Source organism: Mesorhizobium sp. M1066 (assembly GCF_040318635.1).
Lineage (GTDB): Bacteria > Pseudomonadota > Alphaproteobacteria > Rhizobiales > Rhizobiaceae > Mesorhizobium.
Window position 1 is genome coordinate 152105 of sequence record NZ_JAMYMR010000005.1, and the last position, 22705, is coordinate 174809.

The 22705-nt window shown below is 62.7% G+C and carries 20 protein-coding genes; 13 read left to right on the top strand and 7 right to left on the bottom strand.

Annotation, left to right across the window (positions count from 1 at the left end; translation table 11 throughout):
• The first annotated feature begins 62 nt into the window (after positions 1–62).
• Positions 63–2045 carry an acetyl/propionyl/methylcrotonyl-CoA carboxylase subunit alpha gene (locus NKH52_RS10260; protein WP_352730640.1) on the top strand — a complete coding sequence of 661 codons (1983 nt, stop codon included), beginning with the start codon at positions 63–65 and terminating at the stop codon, positions 2043–2045.
• Between the two features lie 90 nt (positions 2046–2135).
• Here the strand turns inward: NKH52_RS10260 and NKH52_RS10265 are convergent, their stop codons facing one another.
• Together NKH52_RS10265 and NKH52_RS10270 are read right to left on the bottom strand one after the other, a co-directional pair.
• Complete coding sequence (locus NKH52_RS10265; protein WP_109662624.1) at positions 2136–3257, bottom strand: ABC transporter substrate-binding protein; 1122 nt, start codon at positions 3255–3257, stop codon at positions 2136–2138.
• A 393-nt stretch (positions 3258–3650) separates the two neighbouring features.
• On the bottom strand, positions 3651–3917 hold the full coding sequence (locus NKH52_RS10270; protein WP_013532614.1) for an SEL1-like repeat protein: 267 nt from the start codon (positions 3915–3917) through the stop codon (positions 3651–3653).
• 449 nt (positions 3918–4366) lie between these two features.
• On the opposite strand from NKH52_RS10270, the gene NKH52_RS10275 reads away from it, so the two are divergent.
• The 5 genes from NKH52_RS10275 (at position 4367) to NKH52_RS10295 (ending at position 8023) form a co-directional block, all read left to right on the top strand.
• On the top strand, positions 4367–4708 hold the full coding sequence (locus NKH52_RS10275; protein WP_027035768.1) for a DUF2147 domain-containing protein: 342 nt from the start codon (positions 4367–4369) through the stop codon (positions 4706–4708).
• Between the two features lie 224 nt (positions 4709–4932).
• Positions 4933–5091, top strand: coding sequence for a hypothetical protein (locus tag NKH52_RS10280; RefSeq protein WP_352730643.1), 159 nt, complete (start codon positions 4933–4935; stop codon positions 5089–5091).
• Between the two features lie 40 nt (positions 5092–5131).
• The gene (locus tag NKH52_RS10285; protein ID WP_127292634.1) at positions 5132–5326 is read left to right on the top strand and encodes a hypothetical protein; all 195 of its coding nucleotides are present in this window, start codon (positions 5132–5134) and stop codon (positions 5324–5326) included.
• Between the two features lie 116 nt (positions 5327–5442).
• Entirely contained in the window at positions 5443–6906 is a 1464-nt protein-coding gene (locus NKH52_RS10290; RefSeq protein WP_245273264.1) for an AMP nucleosidase, read from the top strand.
• A gap of 70 nt (positions 6907–6976) precedes the next feature.
• Complete coding sequence (locus tag NKH52_RS10295) at positions 6977–8023, top strand: endonuclease/exonuclease/phosphatase family protein (RefSeq protein ID WP_352730644.1); 1047 nt, start codon at positions 6977–6979, stop codon at positions 8021–8023.
• A gap of 4 nt (positions 8024–8027) precedes the next feature.
• Here NKH52_RS10295 and NKH52_RS10300 read toward each other — a convergent pair whose 3' ends face one another.
• The 3 genes from NKH52_RS10300 to NKH52_RS10310 all read right to left on the bottom strand — a co-directional run bounded on the left by NKH52_RS10300 (position 8028) and on the right by NKH52_RS10310 (position 10646).
• Positions 8028–8627 (bottom strand): DUF922 domain-containing protein, encoded by a 600-nt coding sequence (locus NKH52_RS10300; protein ID WP_352730646.1) that lies wholly within the window; start codon positions 8625–8627, stop codon positions 8028–8030.
• A gap of 129 nt (positions 8628–8756) precedes the next feature.
• The gene (locus NKH52_RS10305; protein WP_352730648.1) at positions 8757–10436 is read right to left on the bottom strand and encodes an electron transfer flavoprotein-ubiquinone oxidoreductase; all 1680 of its coding nucleotides are present in this window, start codon (positions 10434–10436) and stop codon (positions 8757–8759) included.
• A gap of 63 nt (positions 10437–10499) precedes the next feature.
• On the bottom strand, positions 10500–10646 hold the full coding sequence (locus NKH52_RS10310) for a hypothetical protein (protein ID WP_155930595.1): 147 nt from the start codon (positions 10644–10646) through the stop codon (positions 10500–10502).
• Between the two features lie 10 nt (positions 10647–10656).
• On the opposite strand from NKH52_RS10310, the gene NKH52_RS10315 reads away from it, so the two are divergent.
• The 3 genes from NKH52_RS10315 (at position 10657) to NKH52_RS10325 (ending at position 13279) form a co-directional block, all read left to right on the top strand.
• A complete protein-coding gene (locus NKH52_RS10315; protein WP_352730650.1) occupies positions 10657–11301 on the top strand; it encodes a hypothetical protein in 645 nt (214 codons plus the stop codon).
• A gap of 229 nt (positions 11302–11530) precedes the next feature.
• Positions 11531–12412 (top strand): uracil-DNA glycosylase, encoded by an 882-nt coding sequence (locus NKH52_RS10320; RefSeq protein WP_352730652.1) that lies wholly within the window; start codon positions 11531–11533, stop codon positions 12410–12412.
• Between the two features lie 54 nt (positions 12413–12466).
• Positions 12467–13279, top strand: coding sequence for a helix-turn-helix domain-containing protein (locus NKH52_RS10325; RefSeq protein WP_352730654.1), 813 nt, complete (start codon positions 12467–12469; stop codon positions 13277–13279).
• Here NKH52_RS10325 and NKH52_RS10330 read toward each other — a convergent pair whose 3' ends face one another.
• Positions 13280–14257 (bottom strand): DMT family transporter, encoded by a 978-nt coding sequence (locus tag NKH52_RS10330; protein WP_352730656.1) that lies wholly within the window; start codon positions 14255–14257, stop codon positions 13280–13282.
• Positions 14254–16560, bottom strand: a complete 2307-nt coding sequence (locus NKH52_RS10335) for a xanthine dehydrogenase family protein molybdopterin-binding subunit (protein WP_352730658.1) — start codon at positions 16558–16560, stop codon at positions 14254–14256. The genes NKH52_RS10330 and NKH52_RS10335 overlap by 4 nt, the downstream gene beginning before the upstream one ends.
• A 156-nt stretch (positions 16561–16716) precedes the next feature.
• On the opposite strand from NKH52_RS10335, the gene pepN reads away from it, so the two are divergent.
• The 4 genes from pepN to NKH52_RS10355 all read left to right on the top strand — a co-directional run bounded on the left by pepN (position 16717) and on the right by NKH52_RS10355 (position 22660).
• Positions 16717–19362, top strand: a complete 2646-nt coding sequence (gene pepN, locus NKH52_RS10340; protein ID WP_352730660.1) for an aminopeptidase N — start codon at positions 16717–16719, stop codon at positions 19360–19362.
• 174 nt (positions 19363–19536) lie between these two features.
• Complete coding sequence (locus tag NKH52_RS10345; protein ID WP_352730661.1) at positions 19537–21858, top strand: PAS domain-containing sensor histidine kinase; 2322 nt, start codon at positions 19537–19539, stop codon at positions 21856–21858.
• A 107-nt stretch (positions 21859–21965) separates the two neighbouring features.
• Positions 21966–22226, top strand: a complete 261-nt coding sequence (locus NKH52_RS10350; RefSeq protein WP_023812822.1) for a type II toxin-antitoxin system prevent-host-death family antitoxin — start codon at positions 21966–21968, stop codon at positions 22224–22226.
• A complete protein-coding gene (locus NKH52_RS10355; protein WP_352730663.1) occupies positions 22223–22660 on the top strand; it encodes a hypothetical protein in 438 nt (145 codons plus the stop codon). Before NKH52_RS10350 ends, NKH52_RS10355 begins: the two co-directional genes overlap by 4 nt.
• The last annotated feature ends 45 nt before the right edge of the window (positions 22661–22705 follow it).

Below are 22705 nucleotides of genomic sequence, written 5' to 3' on the forward strand. Positions count from 1 at the left end.
CAGAGGGGGGTGTTCAAGCGCCCTGCTTCCCATGGACTGCGAGCCTTACATGCGGAGGCTCCATGTTTGCCAAGATCCTGATTGCCAATCGCGGCGAGATCGCCTGTCGTGTCATCCGCACGGCTCGGAAACTGGGTGTGCGCACTGTCGCCGTCTATTCGGATGCCGACGCGAGATCCCTGCATGTCGAGATGGCCGACGAGGCGGTGCATATCGGCCCCTCGCCCGTCGGCGAAAGCTATCTGCGCGGTGACAAGATCATCGCCGCGGCCTTGGCTACCGGCGCACAAGCCATTCATCCCGGCTACGGCTTCCTGTCGGAAAATCCCGATTTCGTCGACCAGGTGACGGCGGCGGGGCTCATTTTTATCGGCCCGCCGGCGGCCTCGATCCGTGCCATGGGGCTGAAGGACGCGGCCAAGCGGCTGATGGAAAAGGCCGGCGTTCCGGTCGTTCCGGGTTACCATGGCGAGGCGCAGGAGATCGTGCTGCTTGCCTCCAAGGCACGCGAGATCGGCTATCCCGTGCTGATCAAGGCACGCGCCGGCGGCGGCGGCAAGGGTATGCGCCGGGTCGAGCATCCCGATGAGTTTTCCGAGGCGTTGTCCAGCGCGCGGCGCGAGGCGAAAGCCGCGTTCGGCGACGACCGCGTGCTGGTCGAAAAATATGTCGACAAGCCGCGCCATATCGAAGTGCAGGTGTTCGGCGATAATTTCGGCAACGCGGTGCACCTTTATGAGCGCGACTGCTCGGCGCAGCGCCGCCACCAGAAGGTGATCGAGGAATCGCCCGCGCCCGGCATGACCGAGGCTTTGCGCAAGGCGATGACGGATGCGGCGGTGAAGGCCGCCAAGGCGATCAATTATTCAGGCGCCGGCACCATCGAGTTCATCGTCGATGCCTCGCAGGGCCTGAAGGCCGACCGCTTCTGGTTCATGGAGATGAACACCCGTCTGCAGGTCGAACATCCGGTCACCGAAATGGTGACCGGCACCGACCTGGTCGAGTGGCAGTTGCGGGTCGCCAGCGGCGAAAAGCTGCCGAAGACGCAAAGCGAGATCGCGCTTACCGGCCATGCCTTCGAGGCGCGCATCTATGCCGAGGACGCGGCAAAAGGTTTTCTGCCGGCAACGGGCACGCTGCATCATCTGAGATTTCCAGACGCGGCCCCGCAAGGCGCCACGATGCGCATCGAAACCGGCGTGCGGGCGGGTGACGCCATCTCGCCGTACTACGATCCGATGATCGCCAAGCTGGTCGTCCACGCCACGGACCGCCAGGCGGCTCTGGAAGCGCTTGGCGCGGCGCTATCCCGGACCGAGATCGCCGGCTCGACCGTCAACACCGCCTTTCTTGCCGCTCTCGCCGCCGATCCGGATTTCGCCGCAGGCGACGTCGACACCAGCCTGATCGCCAGGTACCAGACGGCGCTGACCGAGGTCGCGCCGCCAAGCGGAGAAACCATAGCCGCGGCCGCAATCGCAGCCTCGGGGGGCGGAGCATCGCCGTTGTCAGACGATCCGTGGTCGTCGCTTGCCGGCTATGCCCATTTCCACAGTGTGGCGCGACGCACATGGCTGAAGTTCGGCGAAGACAATATCGCGGCGAAGGTTTCGGTGCGGCCGGATGGGCGCTTCCAGGTCGCGCTGGAGAAGCCCTATGACGACACCAATTCGCATGATTTTCGCGCCGCGCCGCGCCTTGCCCGCTGGCCCGGCCACATCACCGTGTTCGAAGGCGCCGTTGGCTACACCTTCGCCGTGCCGGACCCGTTGGCACGGGCCGATGAGGCGGCGGCAAGCGCCGGCAGCCTGCGTGCGCCGATGCCGGGACTGGTCAAGCTGGTGCGCGTGGGAAAAGGCGATACGGTGATCAAGGGCCAGCCGCTGCTGATCCTGGAGGCGATGAAGATGGAGCACACCATCGCCGCGCCGCATGACGGCGTGATCGCCGAGATCGCCACCGAGGGCGCGCAGGTGACCGACGGGACGGTGCTGGTGCGGTTCGTCGAGGAGCACAATGCTGCGACCACAGCAGTGAGCTGACGGTTCGGAAGGCCAACGACAGGGCAAACAAGAAAATGGCCGGGACGACCCCGGCCATTTCTCTATGCTATCCAGTCGCCAGGGCGGTGATTACTGCGCGATCGGCGCGTATTTGCCGTCATGCCACTGGTTGATGTCGTAGCTGGCATTCTTGAGGTCGCCCTTCTCATCGAAGGTGACATCACCGACAACGGTGCTGATCGGCGTGCCGTTCTTCAGCGCTTCGGCAACCTTGGCCGGGTCGTCGCTGCCGGCACGCTTGATGCCTTCGGCGAATGCCTGGATGGTGGCGTATGAGAACAGCGTGAAGCCCTCCGGCACGAAACCGCCGGCCTTGATCTTCTCGACGGCTGCCTTGGCTTCCGGCTTTGCCTGCGGATCCGACGGGAAGACGAACATGGTGCCCTCGCCGGCCGGGCCAGCAACCTGCCAGAATTCGGGCGAGGCGATGGAGTCCGGCATGATCAGCTGGAACTTCAGGTTCTGTTCCGCCGACTGACGCAGGATCAGGCCGGCTTCTGGATGATAGCCGCCGAAATAAACAACGTCGGCTTTCAAATCCTTGAGCTTGGTGACGAGAGCCGAATAGTCCTTCTCGCCAGCATTGATGCCGTCATAATAGACCTCCTTGAGGCCGCCGGCATTCATCGTTGCCCTGACAGCGTCAGCCACGCCCTGTCCGTAGGCGCTCTTGTCATGCAGGACGACGACATTCTTGCCGGCGAACTTCTTGGCGATCCATGGGCCGATGAAGGCGCCCTGCGCATCGTCACGCGTGTAAAGGCGCATGATCGTCGGCCAGCCGGCCTTGGCGGCCGCGTCGGTCAGCACCGGGTTGGAAGAAGCCGGGCTCATCATCAGCGCGCCGGCTTCGGCATAGACGGCCGAGGCCGGAATGCTCGAACCGGAGCAGGCATGGCCGTCGATGAACTTGACGCCATCGGCGACGACGCGGTTGGCAACCGACACGGCCTGCTTGGGATCGCACTGGTCGTCTTCGATATCGAGCTTGATCATCGACCCGTTGACGCCGCCAGCGGCGTTGATCGCGTCGGCAGCGGCCTGTGCGCCCTGCTTGAACTGATCGCCGATGGTGGCGAGCTGTCCGGTCATCGGGCCGATCACCGCAAAGGTGATGTCATCGGCGAATGCAACCGGCGTGCTCATCATCAGGCCGAATATGGCCGCGTTCAAAATACTCAATTTTTTCATGATGGTAGAACTCCTCCACTCACGCGCGGCCGCCCCGGCCCCGCTTCTTCCAGAGAGGCCGGACAATTTCATCCTTCATTCGGCCTGTCTAGGCGCATTGGCGCCGCTCGATTGGGCCTGCAAGACGTCATCCACGCAAAAAGCCACGCCAGCCTTGTTCCGGCTGGTCGTGGCTTTTTTGTCCGTCGAGCAATCTCCGGGCACTCTCGCGCCTAAGAATCCCGCTCGCCTTCCCCGTGTCGCGCACAGCTGAGCCTTGCGGCCTGCCACGTTCTTTCTCTTGCCTTCGTGACCGTCTTGCGCGGCCTTCGATTTCGCCGGGTCTGGCCGTCTGTGCGGCCTTGATCCCGGAGCTTCCCTGTCTTCGATGGACCTGTCCGCGATTGGCAGATTTCAGTGCATGGTCATCCATTCGCGGGCTTCGCGCAGCGCCGTGGCGATCTCGACCTTCGACATGGCCGCCGACAGTTCCGAGCGCAGTTCCGCGGCGCGGGCCGAGCCCTTGATGGCGGCGATGTTGAACCATTTGTGGGCGGCAACGACATCGGTCTCGCAATCGCGGCCGGTCGCATACATCATGCCCAGTTCGAAAAGGATGTCGGCCTGGGCAGTTGCCCCCATGGCGCCGAAACCTGCTTCAAGCATTTCAAAACGTGCCATTTCAATCCCCTGTTTCCGGCCCCTGTCAGGCTCCCGAGAGCTGCCTTCTTTTGCCCTTGGCGGCTGCTCTTCCGATGCTTTCGAGAATGCCGTGCAGGCTTGAATCCGTCGTTAAATGGCGTGCTTAATTTGAGGAAAACAAAGCTAAAACAAGAGGTAAACACGGAAATTCGTTAAGGATATAAAGTCAGCAATTCAGCCTGCTTGCGTCAAATTTGACGAAAATTTTCCAATGCCAAGTCAAGACTTCGCTAACCACGGGAGACAAAGGCGAAGCGCCGATCGTTTCATTTCCTTGGCCAGGAGGCTCATTCAGGCCCCTTCAAAATCCGCAACTCTTCCGTTGCGGCACCGCTTTTGTTTTGCCGGGAGCTGGATTAGCTTACGTTTGCGTAAGCGGCAGACCGGCGAGGCGGAGCATCCGGCCGGACATCCAAAGGGAGGAAGACATGTTTCGAAAAGTGAGCCTGGCCCTTGCGGCCACATTGATCATGGCCGGTGCGGCCTGGGCCGATCCGATCGAGGGCAATTGGAAGACGCAGGCCGGCGATACCGCGGCCATCGCTGGCGGCGGCTCGTTTTCCATCACGCTCAAGTCCGGCAAATATGCCGGCAAGACCATCGGCTCGCTCAAGGCGACAGGCGACAACAAATATGCCGGCAACATCACCGATCCGGCAAACGACAAGACCTATTCGGGCAAGGCGACATTGTCGGGCACCTCTCTCAAGATGAGCGGCTGCGTGCTCGGCGGACTGATCTGCAAGAGCCAGACCTGGCACAAGCTCTGATCGAGCGCATCCTTGCGACATGAGGACGGGACCCCGACGGGTCCCGTTTTCGTTTGCCGACACATCCTGCACCGGTGATGCTCGATACCCGCCGGCGGCCATCCAAACCGACGCCGGCGCCGTCGAAACCCCGTCAATCATCTTGAACCGCAGATGAACGCCGGCATCAGAGCCGGTTCAGTTGCATCAGGGCATTCTCCGGCGTGTTGAAGGAGACCGACCCAATGCTTGCTCGCCGCTTCACCATCGTTTGCCTGCTGGTGAGCCTGTTTGGAATGTTCTTCGCCATCCTCGTCGCCGAAGCGGGCCGGGCGGCCCGCGCCTGGGACGAAGCCAGTTCCAGAACCTGCCGCCTCGCCTGCCCCACCCATCTTCGCAACTGAACAAAGAAACCAAGACCTCGAAAAGAAAAGCTGAAACACCATGAACCGCATCGCCGCCAACGCTCTCAAGACCCTTCGGCTTCTGCCGCGGGCGGCGCTTATCCTGGCGGTTCTGGCCGCTCCGGTTCTGGCCGTGCCGATGATGCGCTCCGATGCCGGCTCGACGATCGACGCACCTGCCCTGAAGAAGTCCGGCGTCGGCTTTGTGCTCCTGGTCAGCCTGCAGCGCGGTTGAAGAAAAACGGCGCTTTGGCCGCCTTCGGTCGCGACACCCCTCCCAAGTGCCGATCCAAGTCTCTATATTGAGCCATGGAAAAGCGAATCTACCCACAAGCCATCGAATCTGTCGTCATGCCGGAGCCTTTTGGCCGGCAAAGCTTTGATAGCGCCGAAAAAGCCGTCAAGGCACTGCAGGCGCTTTACGACCGCAACACCAAGTTCCTGCGCGACTCCTTCGCAGAGCTGGCGGCAGCAGGCGGCGACAATGGCAAGCGCTACCGGGCCTTCTATCCGGAGATCGGCGTCACCACCAACTCATTCACCCAGATCGACTCGCGCCAGGCCTATGGCCATATGCCGACGCCTGGGCATTTTTCCACCACCATCACCCAGCCGGGCCTGTTCGAAAGCTACCTCGTCGAGCAGTTGCGCCTGATCATGCGCAATCATGGGGTTGCGGTCACGGTGTCGGAATCGACCACACCCATCCCGCTGCATTTCGCCTTCCTTGAAGGCACCCATGTCGACGGCGCGACGGCAGAGCGCATCAAGCGGCCGATCCGCGACCTGTTCGACGTGCCGGATCTCGATGGCACCGACGACCAGATCGCCAACGGCACCTTCGAAGTCGCCTTCGGCGAGCCGAGGCCCCTGGCCCCTTTCACGGCGCAGCGCATCGATTATTCGCTGCACCGGCTGTCGCACTATACGGCGACCACGCCGCAGCATTTCCAGAACTTCGTGCTGTTCACCAATTATCAGTTCTACATCGACGAATTCGTAGCCCGCGCCCGCGACCTGATGGCCAATGGCGGCGGCGGATACACGGAGTTCGTCGAGCCGGGCAATGTCATCACCAAGGGCGGGCAAAGCGCGCCCAGTGAAGGCGTCGCAGTTCCCCGCCTGCCACAGATGCCGGCCTATCATCTGAAGAAATCGGGACATGGCGGCATCACCATGGTGAATATCGGCGTCGGGCCTTCCAACGCCAAGACCATCACCGACCATATTGCGGTGCTGAGGCCGCATGCCTGGGTGATGCTCGGCCACTGTGCCGGCCTGCGCAACACCCAAGCGCTGGGCGACTATGTGCTGGCGCATGCCTATGTGCGCGAGGACCATGTGCTGGACGACGATCTCCCGGTCTGGGTGCCGATCCCGCCGCTGGCCGAGATCCAGGTGGCGTTGCAGGAAGCCGTCGCCGAAGTCACCGGCCTTACCGGCTACGACCTGAAGCGCATCATGCGCACGGGCACCGTCGCCACCATCGACAATCGCAACTGGGAACTGCGCGACCAGCGTGGCCCGGTCCAGCGTCTGTCGCAATCTCGCGCCATCGCACTCGACATGGAATCGGCGACCATCGCCGCCAATGGCTTCCGTTTCCGCGTTCCCTACGGCACGCTGCTGTGCGTTTCGGACAAACCGCTGCATGGCGAGTTGAAGCTGCCCGGCATGGCGACCGAATTCTACAAGCGCCAGGTGGCGCAGCACCTGACCATCGGCATCAGGGCGATGGAGAAGCTCGCGGAAATGCCGATGGAGCGGTTGCATTCGCGCAAGCTCAGAAGTTTTTCGGAAACGGCGTTCCAGTAGGCCGATACCACGCATCGCGTAGGCATTTCTCATCTTGATTGGGCCGCATTTCTGCCGATAAGCAGGCGGCATGGAGAGAGCGAGCTTCGGGACATTGCTGATTTCGGTTGCATTCCTGGCAATGCTGGCCTGTTCGATCGCGCTGGTGGCCGGGTTTTTCGGAACGCTGCATCCCGCCTTCGATTCCTTCTCGCATTTCCGCGTCCACCTTGCCGTGCTGATGGCGCTCTGCGCGCTGCCGCTGCTGGCCACGACATTTCGCCTGCAGGCGGCCGTGGCACTGCTTTTTGCCGTGGCGGCCTTCGCCACCACTTCCGGGTCGCTGTCCTTCTCCCGCCTGTGGCCGGTTCAGGCCGCCTATGAAGCCAAGAACGAAGACCGCGCGATCTACAAGCTGCTGCAGATGAACCTGCGCTACGACAATCCGACGCCGAAGAAGGTGCTGTCGCTGATCGGTCGGACCAATCCCGACGTGATCACCCTGGACGAGGTATCGGCGATGTGGGCGACCGAGCTTGGCTATATAAGCAGCGCCTATCCATACCGGATCCTCTGTCCCTATCCCAACGGCATATTCGGCGTCGCGCTGCTTTCGCGGCGACCCTTTGCCGCCGGCACCGAGGCGCGTTGCGAAAGGCGCGGCGCCATGGCGACAGCGACCGTCGACTTCGGCGGCATCGACGTCGATGTCGCCGCGATCCATCTCAGCTGGCCCTGGCCACGCGAACAGTACTGGCAGATCGGTGAGCTGACGGAGCCGCTTTCCGCGCTCGGCGAGACGGCCATCATGGCGGGCGACTGCAATGCCACGCCGTGGAGTGCCGCCGTGCGGCGGGTCGCGGCGCTTGGCGGGCTGACCGTGATGCCGTCCGCCGGCCCGACCTGGATCCACATCAAGCTGCCGGACTTGCTGCGGCGCTTCGCCGGCCTGCCGATCGACCAGGTTTTCAGCAAGGGCGGCGTGACCATCCATTCCGCGACACGGCTGGAGGACACGGGCTCGGATCACCTCCCGGTCATGGTGGAGTTCTCACTCAGGCTGAACCAGCAAAAGCCGCTCGACGAACATGAAACCGCGACCGCGGCGATAAGCCAGACCGGCAAGACGCCAGGCTGAAGGATCAGGGCCTGACCAAAGCGACGACGAGATGCTGGACATGGCCGCCATCGCGATGCTCGCGCGCATCGAAAGCGAGCTGCTTGGCCTCATATGCGGCATTGGTGGCCTTGATACGTCGCTGTGCCTCGCGACGTGTCTTGTAGCAGAACCGGTCGTCGGCAATCCTGAGGCCGGAGATCGATCTTTCCGTGGCCCGCATCATCTCCCTGGCGATGCGGCCATGGGTTTCCTCATGGGCGCGGACGCCGGCGAAGAACCGCGTCCAGCGCTTCCGGAGCGTCGGAGTGGTGGCCGAGGCGACACGCGGAAATGTATAGAAGAGATTGAGCGTGCCGTTTGCACGCCGCAAGCGGCAAACGCCATTGTCCTGGCTGGTGTCAAGGTCCCAATCCACTGCGTAGCCGGTCAACGCGATGGCATGCGTCATGAAGCCGTGCTTCGGCCCCTTGCTGTCCATCGCCTGCATCAGCGCCAGCCCCGTGTTCCCGGTGATGTCGTAGGTCCGCGTCTTGACCACCACCCTGGTGCCGGCCGAGGCCGCCGAAGCCAAACCGAACAGCGCACCGATCGCCACGAGGCATGCCAGAACCGCCAGGCGCATTGGCCATCTCCTTATCGTCAAGGAATGGAACCATAAGCGCGCGGCAGTTTCAACAGTCCTAATGTTTCACATGCCACGGGAGACCCCGAGCCGTCGTCGGGGTCTTTGCACGCTGTGGCCGGCGCGGGCCTACATGCCCTGGTAGACTGGGCCTTCTCCGCCTTGCGGCGGCACCCAGTTGATGTTCTGGTTCGGGTCCTTGATGTCGCATGTCTTGCAGTGGACGCAGTTCTGCGCGTTGATGACGAAGCGCACATCCTTGGCCGTGGGATCGGCGGCGGCATTGCCATCCTTGTCGACCCACTCGTAAACCGCGGCCGGACAGTAGCGCGTCGAGGGGCCCGCAAAGACATCGTGCTCGGACCGCTTCTGCAGTTCCATGTCGCCGACAAGCAGGTGGACCGGCTCGTTTTCCTCGTGATTGGTGTTGGACAGGAACACCGAGGACAGCCTGTCGAAGGTCAGCACGCCATCGGGCTTCGGATAGGCGATCTTCTTGTGCCGGGCGGCAGGCTCGAGCGTCGCATAGTCGGCCTTGCCATGCTTCAGCGTGCCGAAGGGCGAGACGCCGAACAGCGTGTTCAGCCACATGTCGAGGCCGCCGAGGCCGACACCGACGATGGTGCCGAAGCGCGACCACAGCGGCTTGACGTTGCGCACCTTCTTCAAATCCTTGCCGATGTCGGTCGCGCGCCAGGCTTCCTCGTAGGAAGCGAGTTCGTCGTTCGCGCGCCCGGCACCGATCGCCTCTGCGACATGCTCGGCCGCCAGCATGCCGGACAGCACGGCATTGTGCGAGCCCTTGATGCGCGGCACGTTGACGAAGCCCGCCGCACATCCCATCAGCGCACCACCGGGGAAGGAGAGTTTCGGCACCGACTGCCAGCCGCCCTCGGTGATGGCGCGCGCGCCATAGCCCAGGCGCTTGGCACCCTCGAAGGTCCCGCTGATTGCCGGATGGGTCTTGAAGCGCTGGAATTCCTCGAACGGCGACAGATAGGGGTTCTTGTAATTGAGGTGGAGGACGAAGCCGACCGCCACCTGATTGTCCTCGAGATGGTAGAGGAACGAGCCGCCGCCGGTCTTCAAGTCAAGCGGCCAGCCGAAGGAATGCTGGACCAGCCCCGGACGGTGGTTCTCCGGCTTGACCTGCCAGAGTTCCTTCAGGCCGATGCCGTATTTGCCCGGTTCGCGGCCATCGGAAAGCTTGTATCTGGCGATCAGCTGCTTGGCGAGCGAGCCGCGAGCGCCCTCCCCGATCAGCACATATTTGCCCATCAGCGCCATGCCGGGGGCGAAGCCCGGACCGTGCGTTCCGTCCTTCTCGATGCCCATGTCGCCGGTGACGACGCCGGTGACGGCGCCTTGCTCATTGTAGAGCAGGCCGGCAGCGGCAAAGCCCGGATAGATCTCGACGCCGAGCGCTTCGGCCTTGGTCGCCAGCCAGCGGCAGACATTGCCGAGCGAAACGATGTAGTTGCCATGATTGTTCATCAGCGGCGGCATCAGCATGTTGGGCAGGCGAAACGAGCCGGCAGGGCCAAGGACCAGGAAATGGTCTGATGTGACCGGCGTCTTGAAGGGATGGCCGTCCTCATCGCGCCAGCCCGGCAAGAGCCGGTCGATGCCGATCGGATCGACAACGGCGCCGGAGAGAATATGGGCGCCGACCTCACCGCCCTTCTCCAGGACGACGACCGAAAGCTCGGGATTGACCTGCTTGAGGCGGATCGCGGCGGCGAGGCCCGCCGGTCCGGCGCCGACGATAACCACGTCGAATTCCATGCTTTCGCGTTCGATGTCGCTCATCAACCCCTCCGCACTGGCTTATCCCATTCGGGTATCTTGCTGGCTCCCGCGCTGCATAGCGCATCAATTGACGACAGGAAACCGGCGCATACGTGACAATGCCGTTTTGGCCAAAAAGTCGCGCATTGCGAGGCTGGAAGACTGCTTTTCGCCCGGCATTGCCTGCGAGGCGCGCGTTTTTAATTGTTCGACGGCTTGCTTATCGGCCATACTTCACGCCATGCGCATTCCTGGGCCAGCCGGCTTTTCATCGACGCGCTTTCTTTTCCCGCCCGGCCGGATCCGCCGGGCGCTCCTTTTGGCCCTTCTGATGCTGGCGCCGCATTACGCTGCCGCCGACGAAGTGAAGGTCTGGGCGGCAGGCGCCTACTCCTTCTCCGACGAGCTTGGCGGCTTCCGCATCACCGGCGCCTCGGGCATCGGAACGAAGGACGATCCGTTCGTCATTACCGAAGAGCTGAATTCGTCAACGCCGGTGACGCTGACGATCCGCACGACAAAGCCGATCCAGGCCTTCGGCAAGGCCGGCGAATTCGCCAACGGCATGATGTATATGCGCATCGAGGTGCTCAACAACAGCGGCCAGGCCTGGATCGAATTCCAGTTCGAATTGCAGGAGATCCTGAACCAGCCGAGCGTGTTCGGCGACGGGCTTTCCTTCGACCAGCGCAACAAGACGCCGGACAATATTTTGTCGAGCAATTTCGCCGATTTCGATCGCGATTTCGAACCCTATGACCGGCTGCTGTTCCGGAATGGCAAGGTCGACCCGTTGAAAACCGCCAGGTTCGCATTCCTGATGACCGACTACACGCCGCGCTGGACCTTCTATCTGGTGCAGGATCCGCGCATACCGACGGGGTAGACATGATAGGAATTTTTTCTTGACTCGGTGACCTCAGCTATGGTACATTTTTGCCTATGGTGCTGATTTTGCGCCAGTGACCCGCCGCACAGGCGGATTTTTCGTTTGATGCTCCGTCAGCCGACGCGCCGACGAAAGGCTCCGAAGGAACCCGTCAACCCGAGTTCGTTGCCCTGGTAGAGAAGCTGCCAGCCTTGCAAATTGTCGCCACGCGGACGAATGTGAATCGATGACTGCCGTTTCCCCAACCAACAGGCCTGATATCGCCGACCTGCTGGCGTTTTACGCCAGCGTAGGCGCCGACGAGGCGCTCGAAGAGCAGCCGGTGAACCGGTTCACCGAGGTCTCGCCAAAGCCGATGGAGCGCGCGCCGACCGCAGCGCCTTCGGGTGACACCGCCGCTCCGCTGCGCTCGACGACCGTGCCCCGCGGCGAAGCCGGGGATAGAGCAGATGCACCACCCGTTGCGCGGTCGCCGTCTGCGACGACTGCGGTTCCCGATGAAGCGCAGGCAGCACTTGCCCGCCAATTGGCAACGACGGCAACAACGCTTGACGAGCTTCGCCAGCACATGGCGGCGTTCGACGGCTGCAATCTCAAGGCCACCGCCAAGAACCTGGTGTTCGCCGACGGCAACCCGGAAGCCGCCGTCATGCTGGTCGGCGAGGCACCCGGCCGCGACGAGGACATCGAGGGCCTGCCCTTCGTCGGCCGATCGGGCCGGCTGCTCGACCGCATGCTGGCGGCGATCGGGCTCGATCGTACTTCAGTCTATATCGCCAATGTCATTCCCTGGCGGCCGCCGGGCAATCGCACGCCGACGCCGCACGAAACCGAGATCTGCCGGCCGTTCATCGAGCGGCAGATCGAACTGGTCAATCCGAAGGTGCTGATCAACCTTGGCGGCCCGTCAGCCAAGACCTTGCTCAACACCTCGGAGGGCATATTGCGGCTGCGCGGCAATTGGCGCGTTCACACGACGGCATCCGGCATCGCGATCCCGGCCATGCCGACGCTGCATCCGGCCTATCTCCTGCGAACCCCGTCGCACAAGAAGCTGGCGTGGCGGGATTTCCTCGAAGTCAAGGCGAAGCTGCGCGCGCTCACCTAGCGATAACCTCGCAGGTAATTGAAATGCACGCCTCTCCGGCCTAGTCATTCACTCATGACAACAGCCCAAACCTCCGCCGGCAGCCTCATTCGCGAGTGGCGCACCCGCCGCCGCATGTCGCAGCTCGACCTCGCCATGGAGGCCGAGATCTCGCAGCGGCATCTGAGCTTCGTCGAAAGCGGCCGCGCCGCGCCCTCGCGCGACATGGTGCTGCATCTGGCCGAGCAATTGTCGATACCGCTGAGGCAACGCAATCAATTGCTGCTCGCCGCCGGCTTTGCGCCGAGCTTCGGCGAACGCTCGTTGACCGACACGACGCTGGCGCCGGCGATGGCGGCCGTCGAGATCGTCCTCAAAGGCCACGAGCCTTTCCCGGCACTCGCCGTCGACCGCCACTGGAACCTGGTTTCGGCCAATGCCGCCATTGCACCCTTCCTCGCCGATGTCAGCGAGGCTTCGCTGCTGACGCCGCCGGTCAACGTGCTTCGCCTTAGCCTGCATCCCGGCGGCATCGCACCGCGCATCGTCAATCTCCAGGAATGGCGAACGCATCTGCTCGAGCGCCTGAAACACCAGAATGATGCGAGCGGCGATGCGGTGCTGATCGAACTCGAGCGTGAGCTGAGGACTTATCCGTCCGGCCTGAGAGGCAGCCGGCAGTCGCCGGTCGAGCCGAATGCCATCGTGCATCCGCTCAGGCTGGCGCATGGCGATCAGGTGCTGTCGTTCATCAGCACCATCACTGTCTTCGGCACGCCGCTCGACGTGACGCTTTCGGAACTGGCGATCGAATCGTTTTTCCCCGCCGATGAACAGACGAGGACAGTGCTGGTTCGGTTGGCGAAGGAGCGAGCCGAGCTGTCGTAATCACCCTTCAGGCAAAGACGCCTTGCGCGTGCGGGTGCGCTCCAGGCCAAGCTGGCGTTCGCGCCAGATGATGAAGATGCCGGCGGCGACGACGATCAGGCCGCCGACAAGCATATGGAGCGTGGCGACGTCGCCGAAGACGAGATAACCGACGACGACGCCGAGGATCATCGAGGTGTATTCGAACGGCGCCACCACCGAGGCCTCGGCATGGCGATAGGCCGCCGTCATCAGGATCTGACCGAGGCCGCCGCAGAAGCCGGCGGCAACAAGAAGAGCCGCCTGGAGCGGCGTCAGCGCCTGCCAGCCGAATGGCAGCGACAGCAGCGACATGACGCTCGCCGTCACCGAAAACCACAGCACGATGGTCGCCGTGCGCTCGCTTTGCACGAGATTGCGCACCAAGAGCATGGCGACGGCCGAGATCGCTGCCGCGACAAGAGCGGCCATGACGCCAAGCACTTCCTGGTCGTCGAGCGCCTCGTCGGAACTCAGCAGTGTCAGTTCCGGCCAGGAGATGATCAGCACGCCGACCAGGCCGACCGCGACCGCACTCCAGCGATAGACGCGGATGGCCTCGCCGAGGAAGATGGAGCTGAACACCACCACCAGCAGCGGCTGCGCGTAGTTCAGCGTGATCGCTTCCGGCAGCGGCAGCCGGATCAACGCAAAAAAGCCGAGCCCCATGGCGCAGACGCCGACCAGGCCGCGGGCGATGTGGTTGAACGGACGCCTGGTGGTGAAGGCAGTGCCGAGTTCTTTCCTGAAGGCCAGGAAGGCGATGATCGGGAAGATGGCGAAGAAGGAGCGGAAGAAGACAATCTGGCCGGCCGGAACCGTGCCTGCGGCTTTGATACAGGTCTGCATGCCGACGAAGACCGCCACCGACACGATCTTGAGCATGATGCCGGTAAGCGTGTCGTGCCCGCCGGCATCATCGCTGGCTGTGGCCGGGGGGCTGCCGGGGCCTGCTGTCACGCTCCCGACGCTTCTCGGATCGTCGCCCAGATACGCGCCGGCGTTGCCGGCATGTCGATGTGCTTGACGCCGTAAGCGCGCCAGAGCGCGTCGGTCACCGCATTGAGTGCCGCCGGCGTCGAGCCGATGGTGCCGGCCTCGCCCGCGCCCTTGATGCCGAGTGCATTGGTGGTCGAAGGCACGTTGCGGGTCTCGAAATGGAAGAACGGGAAATTGTCGGCGCGCGGCATGGCGTAATCCATGAAGCTCGCCGTCAAAAGCTGTCCATCCTCGCCATAGATAGTGTCTTCGGTCAGTGCCTGGCCGATACCTTGCACGACGCCGCCATGCACCTGGCCGGCGAGCAGGATCGGGTTCACGGTGACGCCGAAATCGTCGACGATGGTGTAGCGGACGATCTCGGTCGCGCCGGTGTCGGGATCGATCTCGACCTCGCAGATATGGGTGCCGTTGGGATAGGTGCATTCGTCCTGCACAAACTCGCCAAAGCCCTTGAGATCGTCTGATGTCTTGGCGGCCTTGGCGATGGCGGAAAAATCGATCGAGCGATCGGTGCCGACGATGCGGGCAACACCATCAGACAGCTCAATGTCGCCGGCCGAGGCTTCAAGCTCGTCGGCGGCGATGCGCTTGATCTTGTTGGCCAGATCCTCGCCCGCGCGGGAAGCCGATACACCCCCCAGCGGAATGGAGCGCGAGCCGCCAGTGCCACCGCCGGCCTTCAGCTCATCGGTATCGCCCTGGCGGACATGAATCTTGTCGATGTCGAGATTGAGCTTTTCCGACAGGAACTGCGCATAGGCGGTGGCGTGTCCCTGCCCGTTGGTCTGGGTGCCGATCTTCAGCGTCACCGTGCCATCGCCATTGAGTTCGACGAAGGCCGGTTCGGAGCCCGGAAAGGCACAGGCCTCGATATAGGTCGCCATGCCGAGGCCGCGGATTTTTCCGCCGGCCTTCGATTGCGCCAGCCGCTCGGGAAACGCTTTCCATTCGGATTGCTCGATGGCGCGCTCCATATGGCCTTCGAATTCACCGGTGTCGTAGAGGCGGCCGGTTTGCGTCCGGTAGGGAAATTGCTCCGGCCGGATGAAGTTGCGGCGGCGGATCTCCTCGACAGGCAGGCCGAGATCGTGGGCGCAGGCATCGACCAGCTTTTCCAGCAGGAAGGCTGCTTCCGGTCGGCCGGCACCGCGATAGGCATCGACCGGGCAGGTGTTGGTGTAGAGGCCGGTCACCGAGACGTCGAGCGCCTGGATATCATAGACACCGGTCGACATGGTGACGCCGATATAGGGGATGAACGGACCGTATTGCGAGATATAGGCGCCGATGTTGGCGAGCAGGTCCACCTTCATGCCGAGAAAGCGGCCGTCCTTGTCCAGCGCCATTTCGGCCGTGACGAAATTGTCGCGCCCTTGCGCGTCGGTCAGGAAGTGTTCCGTGCGGTCGCCGGCCCATTTCACCGGGCGGCCCAGCCGCTTTGCCGCTTCCAGCACCAGCGGATATTCGCGATAGACGAAGCTCTTCGGCCCGAAACCACCGCCGACATCAGGCGTGATGACGCGCAGCTGGTCCTTCTTGATCTTGAACACGCTGGCCAGGATATACTGCATGGAGTGCACGCCTTGCGACCCGGTGGTCAGGACGAAGCGCTTCTCCTCGACGTTCCATTCGCCGATCGCGGAGCGCGGCTCCATGTAGTTGCACACCAGCCGGTTGTTGACGAACTCGATGCGGGTGACATGGGCGGCCTTGGCGAAAGCCGCTTCGGTCTTTTTCCTGTCGCCCATGTGGTAGCTGAAGGCGCGGTTGGAACCAAGCTCCGGCCAGACCAGCGGCGTGCCTTCGGCAAGTGCATTTGCCGTCCCCGAGGCCGCGTCTTCGCCGTCGTAGTCGACATCGATCAGTTCGGCGGCATCCTGCGCCAAGGCTCGGCTGTCGGCGACGACGAAGGCAACGGCATCGCCGACATAGTTGACGCGGTCGCGGCACAGGATCGGGATGTCGCGCGTCGGAGCCTTGGTGCCGTCCGGCTGTTCCTGCATGACGCCGGATTTCAGATCGCCGAGATGGGCAAGATCCTTGCCGGTCAGCACCAGATGGACGCCAGGTGCCGCCTTCGCCGCCTCGGTCGAACCGATGGTGAAGCTGGCCTTGGCGACCGGCGAGCGCAGGACATAGCCATGCAGGACGCCAGCCGGCTGGATGTCGTCGGTATAGCGGCCCTGGCCCTGGATGAAGGCGGCATCCTCGCGCCGCAGCACGGATGCGCCCATGCCGAATTTCGGTGTGACGACGGTCATGGATGCCTCGTGATGATGACAGGAGAAGGAACGCCTGAAATAGGCATTGCCTCAGTTTTGTCGAGGGGCGGTTTCGTGTAAAGAGCGCGGACTTCAAATTTCTTGGACCAGCGGACACAATCCGCCGCCAACGCAATCGACAGGAAAACCCACGGAATGCGCACGGACACCGGCCAGGTCTTCAAACTCGAAGACTATCGCCCCAACGACTACCTCATTCCGAAAACCGACCTTACCTTCCGCCTTTCGCCAGACGCAACGCGTGTCACCGCCGTGCTCACGGTAGAGCGCCGTGACGACGTCTCCGTGTCGGCACCGCTGGTGCTCGACGGCGACGGGCTGATGCTCAAGCGCATAGAGATCGACGGCAAGAAGGTAAAACCGGCGGATCTGCTGGCGACGCCTGATCAACTGACCATCCTCAAGCCGCCAGCGGCGCGTCGCTTCCAGCTGCTCATAGAGACCGAGGTGGCGCCGGCCGGCAACGAAGCCCTGATGGGCCTCTACCGCTCGAGCCATGTCTACTGCACGCAATGCGAAGCCGAGGGCTTTCGCCGCATCACCTATTTCCTCGATCGTCCCGACATCCTGTCCGTCTACACGGTGCGCATAGAGGCAATGCGTGACGAAGCGCCGCTGCTCCTGTCCAACGGCAACCCGGTCGACAGGGGCGACCTCGGCGACGGCTGGCACTATGCAGTGTGGCACGACCCTTTTCCCAAGCCGTCCTATTTGTTCGCGCTGGTGGCCGGCAATCTCGGCCAGCTTGCGGACAGTTTCGTCACGCTATCGGGCCGCACGATCGAACTCGGCATCTATGTCGAGCCCGGCAAGGAGAAGCTGGCCGGCTACGCGATGGATGCCCTGAAGCGGTCGATGAAATGGGACGAGGAGGCGTTCGGCCGCGAATACGATCTCGACGTCTTCAACATCGTCGCCGTGTCCGACTTCAACATGGGCGCGATGGAGAACAAGGGCCTCAACATCTTCAACGACAAATATGTGCTGGCCGACCGGGAGACCGCGACGGACGCCGATTTCGCCAATATCGAGGCGATCATCGCGCATGAGTATTTCCACAATTGGACAGGCAACAGAATCACTTGCCGCGACTGGTTCCAGCTCTGCCTGAAGGAAGGCCTGACGGTTTTCCGCGATCACGAATTCTCTGCCGACCAGCGTTCGCGCGCGGTCAAGCGCATCGCCGAAGTGCGCACCTTGCGCGCCCACCAGTTTCCCGAGGACCAAGGTCCGCTGGCGCATCCGGTGCGGCCGCGCCGCTACCGCGAAATCAACAATTTCTACACCGCGACGGTCTACGAGAAAGGCTCCGAAGTGGTGCGCATGATCCGCACAATCCTGGGAGCCGACGTCTTTCGCGCCGGCATGGACCTCTATTTCGAGCGGCACGACGGTGACGCGGCGACGATCGAGGATTTCATCAAGGTGTTCGAGGATGCGTCCGGCCGCGACCTGTCGCAGTTCGCGCTCTGGTATCATCAGGCAGGCACGCCGAACCTGACGATCAGTTCGACGCACAATCCGGCCGCGCAAGAATTCACGCTCGAAATCGAGCAGTCGGTGCCGCCGACACCGTCCGAAAGCCGCAAGCGGCTGATGCACATCCCGCTGGCATTCGGCCTGATCGGCGCCGGCGGCAAGCCTGTGCCGTATAGCGGCGTCGAGGGCGCCAGCGTCGAGGACGGCGTCATCCATATCCGCAAGCGCCGCCACATGGTGCGGTTCTCAGGCATCACTGAGCGCCCGGCCGTGTCGCTCAACCGCGGCTTTTCGGCGCCGGTGACATTGTCCGTCGAGCAGAAAGCCGACGACCAGTTCTTCCTCGCCCGCCATGACAGCGACGCCTTTTCGCGCTGGCAGGCCTTCAACACATTGCTGACCGATGCACTGATCACCGCCTTCCGCGAGGTCCTCGGCGGCAAGCAGCCGGCCTTTGCACCGCGGCTGATCGAACTCGCCAGCAGAATCGCCGGTGACGATACGCTGGAGCCGGCCTATCGAGCACTGGCGCTGGCATTGCCCGGCGAAGCCGACATTGCCCGCGACATCGGCAGGAACATCGACCCCGATGCCATCTATGCGGCTCGCCAGGCACTGGCGCTGGCGATCGGCACTGCGAACCGGGACGTTTTTTCGGGCCTCTACCGCGGCCTTGCCGACAGAGAAGCGTTCAGCCCCGACGCGGCGAGCGCCGGACGACGCGCCTTGCGCAACACCTTGCTGGATTATCTGTCGCTGCAACCCGGTGGAGCAGCACTCGCCGCCGGGCATTTCCAGTCGGCGACCAACATGACCGACCGCGCGGCAGCACTTGCCGTGCTCGCGCATCGTCACCACGGTTCGCCCGAGGCGGTCGATGCGATGGCGGCTTTCGAGACGACCTATGGGTCCGACCCGCTGGTCATGGACAAATGGTTCCAGATCCAGGCCAGCGTTCCGGGGCCGCAAACCGTCGACACCGTGAAGGCCCTGACCAACCACCCGGCCTTCTCGATGGGCAATCCGAATCGAGTTCGCTCGCTGATCGGCACCTTCTCCAGCGCCAACCAGACCGGCTTCCATCGTGCTGACGGCGAAGGCTACTGGTTCTTTGCTCAGACTGTGCTCGAGGTCGAAAAGCGCAACCCGCAAGTGGCGGCCAGGCTGGCGACGGCGCTCAGATCGTGGCGTTCGCTCGAACCTTTGCGGCAAGCCAAGGCCAGGGAAGCGCTGCTGTCGATCGCCGGCGCCGAAAACCTATCGGCGGATCTGCGGGATATTGTCGAGCGTACGCTGGCATAAGCGGGCGCCCGGCAAGAGACATTGGGCCGTTCGGCGTTATTTTAGTCGATTTTTAATCTTTTTTCGCCGGACCACTGGACAAGGCGAATCACCTTTGATTCTTTACTGACGATTCGGATGTGCGGCGTTTGCCGGATCACCAAGCAGCATAGGCAAATTCGGGGAGTGCCATTTATGGCGAAGGCGGACGCGTGGGGCGCGCCCGGAGGGACGGTTTTTGCGCATCGCGAGACGCGCGGCGACGGTCTTGCCGGGAATACGCGGCTCATCGCCGAACCGGCCTACCGGCGGCTTCTGGCCGCCGAGCCACTGCTGCGCCGATCAATACCCGTCCTCATCATCACATTCCTGATCGTCATCGCGGCGCTGCGCGTGCTGTCACTGATGAACGAGCGCGACGACGTCGAGCGCAATGCCAAGGCGATCCTGACGCTGGCGGCGGGCCAGTTGGCCAGTTCGCTCGCCACCACCTCGGAAACGGTGCCCGGCGCCATACAGGATCTGCTGGAGACCACCAGCCGTCAGGGCGCGATGGGCCGCAGCCATGTGCTTGTCATCACCGACAGCGCTTTCAAGATCGTCGCAGTGACGCCGCGCTCGATGCCATGGCAGGGCCATTCGCTGGACGGCCTCGTCGAGGGCGGCCAGCCCTTGTTCATGTTCGGCGATCGTGCCGGCGTCATGGACGTCAACATCGACGGACGGGACTGGTACGCGGCGGTCAGCCTGGCGAATGGCGGCAGGGGCGCATCGGCGGCCCTGGTGCCACAGGACGCGGTTTTCGATGCCTGGCGCAAGACCGTTTCGCTGAACGTCACCCTGTTCGTGCTGACGGCCGGCGTGCTGATCGTCATCCTCTATGCCTATTTCGGCCAGGCGGCACGTGCGCAGGCGGCCGACCGCATCTACCTCGAAGCGCATCAGCGCATCGACATGGCGCTGGTTCGCGGCCGCTGCGGCCTGTGGGACTGGGACATGGTGCGCGGCAAGATGTACTGGTCGCGCTCGATGTACGACATGCTCGGCTACAAGCCGTGCGAAACGATGCTGTCCTTCGGTGAGGTCGATCAGATCATCCATCCCGAGGACGGCGACCTGTTCGAGCTCGCCAACAGAATCGTCGCACGCGAGATCGATCATATCGACCAGGTGTTCCGCATGCGCCATGCCGACGGCCAATGGATCTGGATGCGCGCACGGGCACAGGTCATCGATCCGGAAGCGCCGGAGATCCAGCTGATCGGTATCGCCGTCGACGTCACCGAACAGCGTCATCTGGCGCTGCGTTCCGAGGCTGCCGACCTTCGCCTCAGAACGGCGATCGAGAACATCAACGAATCCTTCGTGCTGTGGGATTCGACGCAGCGCCTGATCATGTGCAATTCCAAATACCAGCAGGACAACGGGCTTTCGGACCGCGACGTGATGCCGGGCACCGCGCGCGCGGCGCTGGAAGAACGCATGCTGGCCTTTGCTTCCGAACGGCGGCTTGCCCACACCAGCGGTCTGCAGGGCGGCGCCACTTTCGAGCGGCAGCTGGCCGATGGCCGCTGGCTGCAGGTCAACGAACTGAAGACCCGGGACGGCGGCATCGTCTCGGTCGGCTCCGACATCACCCAGATCAAGCTGCACCAGGAGAAGCTGGTCGACAGCGAGCGCCGGCTGATGGCAACGATCCATGATCTCAGCCTCGCGCGGCGGGCCGAAGAAGAGCGTTCACGCGAACTGGTCGACCTCAACCGCAAATACATGAAGGAAACCGAACGGGCCGAAGCGGCGAACCGGGCCAAATCCGAATTCCTGGCCAACATGTCGCATGAGTTGCGCACGCCGCTGAACGCGATCATCGGCTTCTCCGAACTGATGGAACAAGGGCTGTTCGGCCCGCTCGGATCGGAGCGCTACGACGAATATGCCACCGACATCAACAGCAGCGGCAAATATCTCCTGGGCGTCATCAACGACATTCTCGACATGTCCAAGATCGAGGCCGGCCAGTTTTCGCTGGACCGGGAAGAGATCGATCTTGGCCCGCTGATCAGCGAAACGGTTCGCGTCGTCTCGCTGCAGGCGGCGCAAAAGGCCATCACCGTGGAAACGCGCATTGCCGATGCGCTGACGCTGGTCGCCGATCGCCGCGCGATCAAGCAGATCGTCATCAACCTTTTGTCCAATGCGGTGAAATTCACCGGCCAGGGCGGCCACATATCGGTCAGGGCCCGCAACACATCCGGCGCGTTGGTGCTGACGATCGAGGACAATGGCTGCGGCATCCCCAAGGAGGCGCTCGGCAAGCTCGGACGGCCTTTCGAGCAGGTGCAGAACCAGTTCTCCAAGAGCCATGCCGGGTCGGGCCTTGGCCTTGCCATCTCACGTTCGTTGGCCGAGCTTCAGGGCGGCGCGCTGAAGATCCGGTCGAGCGAAGGTGTCGGCACGATCGTGTCCGTGCGCATTCCCGTGAAGAAGGCCCCGCCGGCGATCAAGGTTGCAGCGTGAATATTTTATCACCATCCCAGGCCTGATCCCACCTCATGGACGCGAGGTGAAACGCTTTGACAAAGTTATCTATTTTATCTACCTTAGATAAGAAGGGAGACTTTGTCATGCGAGTGACTTCAACAGAATTCCAGCAGAATGTCGGGCGTTTTCAGGACGCTGCCCAGCGTGCGCCGGTCGCAATCACAAAGAATGGCCGGACCCACACGGTACTCCTGTCGGCGGCGATGTTCGAGGTGTTGGTCAAGGGACGAGTCGCCCGTAACGCGGAAGAACTGGACGATGAGACGCTGAACGCCATCGCCGAAAGCGCCGTACCGAGCGAATATGCCGGGCTCGATGCGATGCTCAAAGACTGGACACCGTGAGCCTGCCCAAACCTATCCCGGGTCTGGTGATTTCCTATTCTTACCTCTGGGTGAGAGAACACGAAAAGGGTACCGAAGAAGGTCGCAAAAACCGACCATGCGCCATTGTCGCCGCGCGCCGGGTCGTGGAGGGCCGTGAAGTCATAACGGTCGTTCCGGTCACACACTCGCCACCGGCTGATCCTGCCGATGCAGTAGAAATACCTGCGCCACTCAAAGCCCATCTCGGCCTCGATGACACGCCGTCATGGATCGTCGTGACCGAAACCAATGACTTCCTCTGGCCGGGTCCCGATCTCAGGCCCATCGCGGGAAGCAAACCGTCCCGATTCGACTATGGTATGCTGCCGCCGCGCTTCTACGCCTATCTGCGGGAGAGAATTTTGCAGGCTCACGCACGCCGCGCGCTCCGGCAGATTCGGCGAACAGAGTAGCTGCATGAGACTGGAAAACACGAAACGTCTTCAATTCCAAGGGAC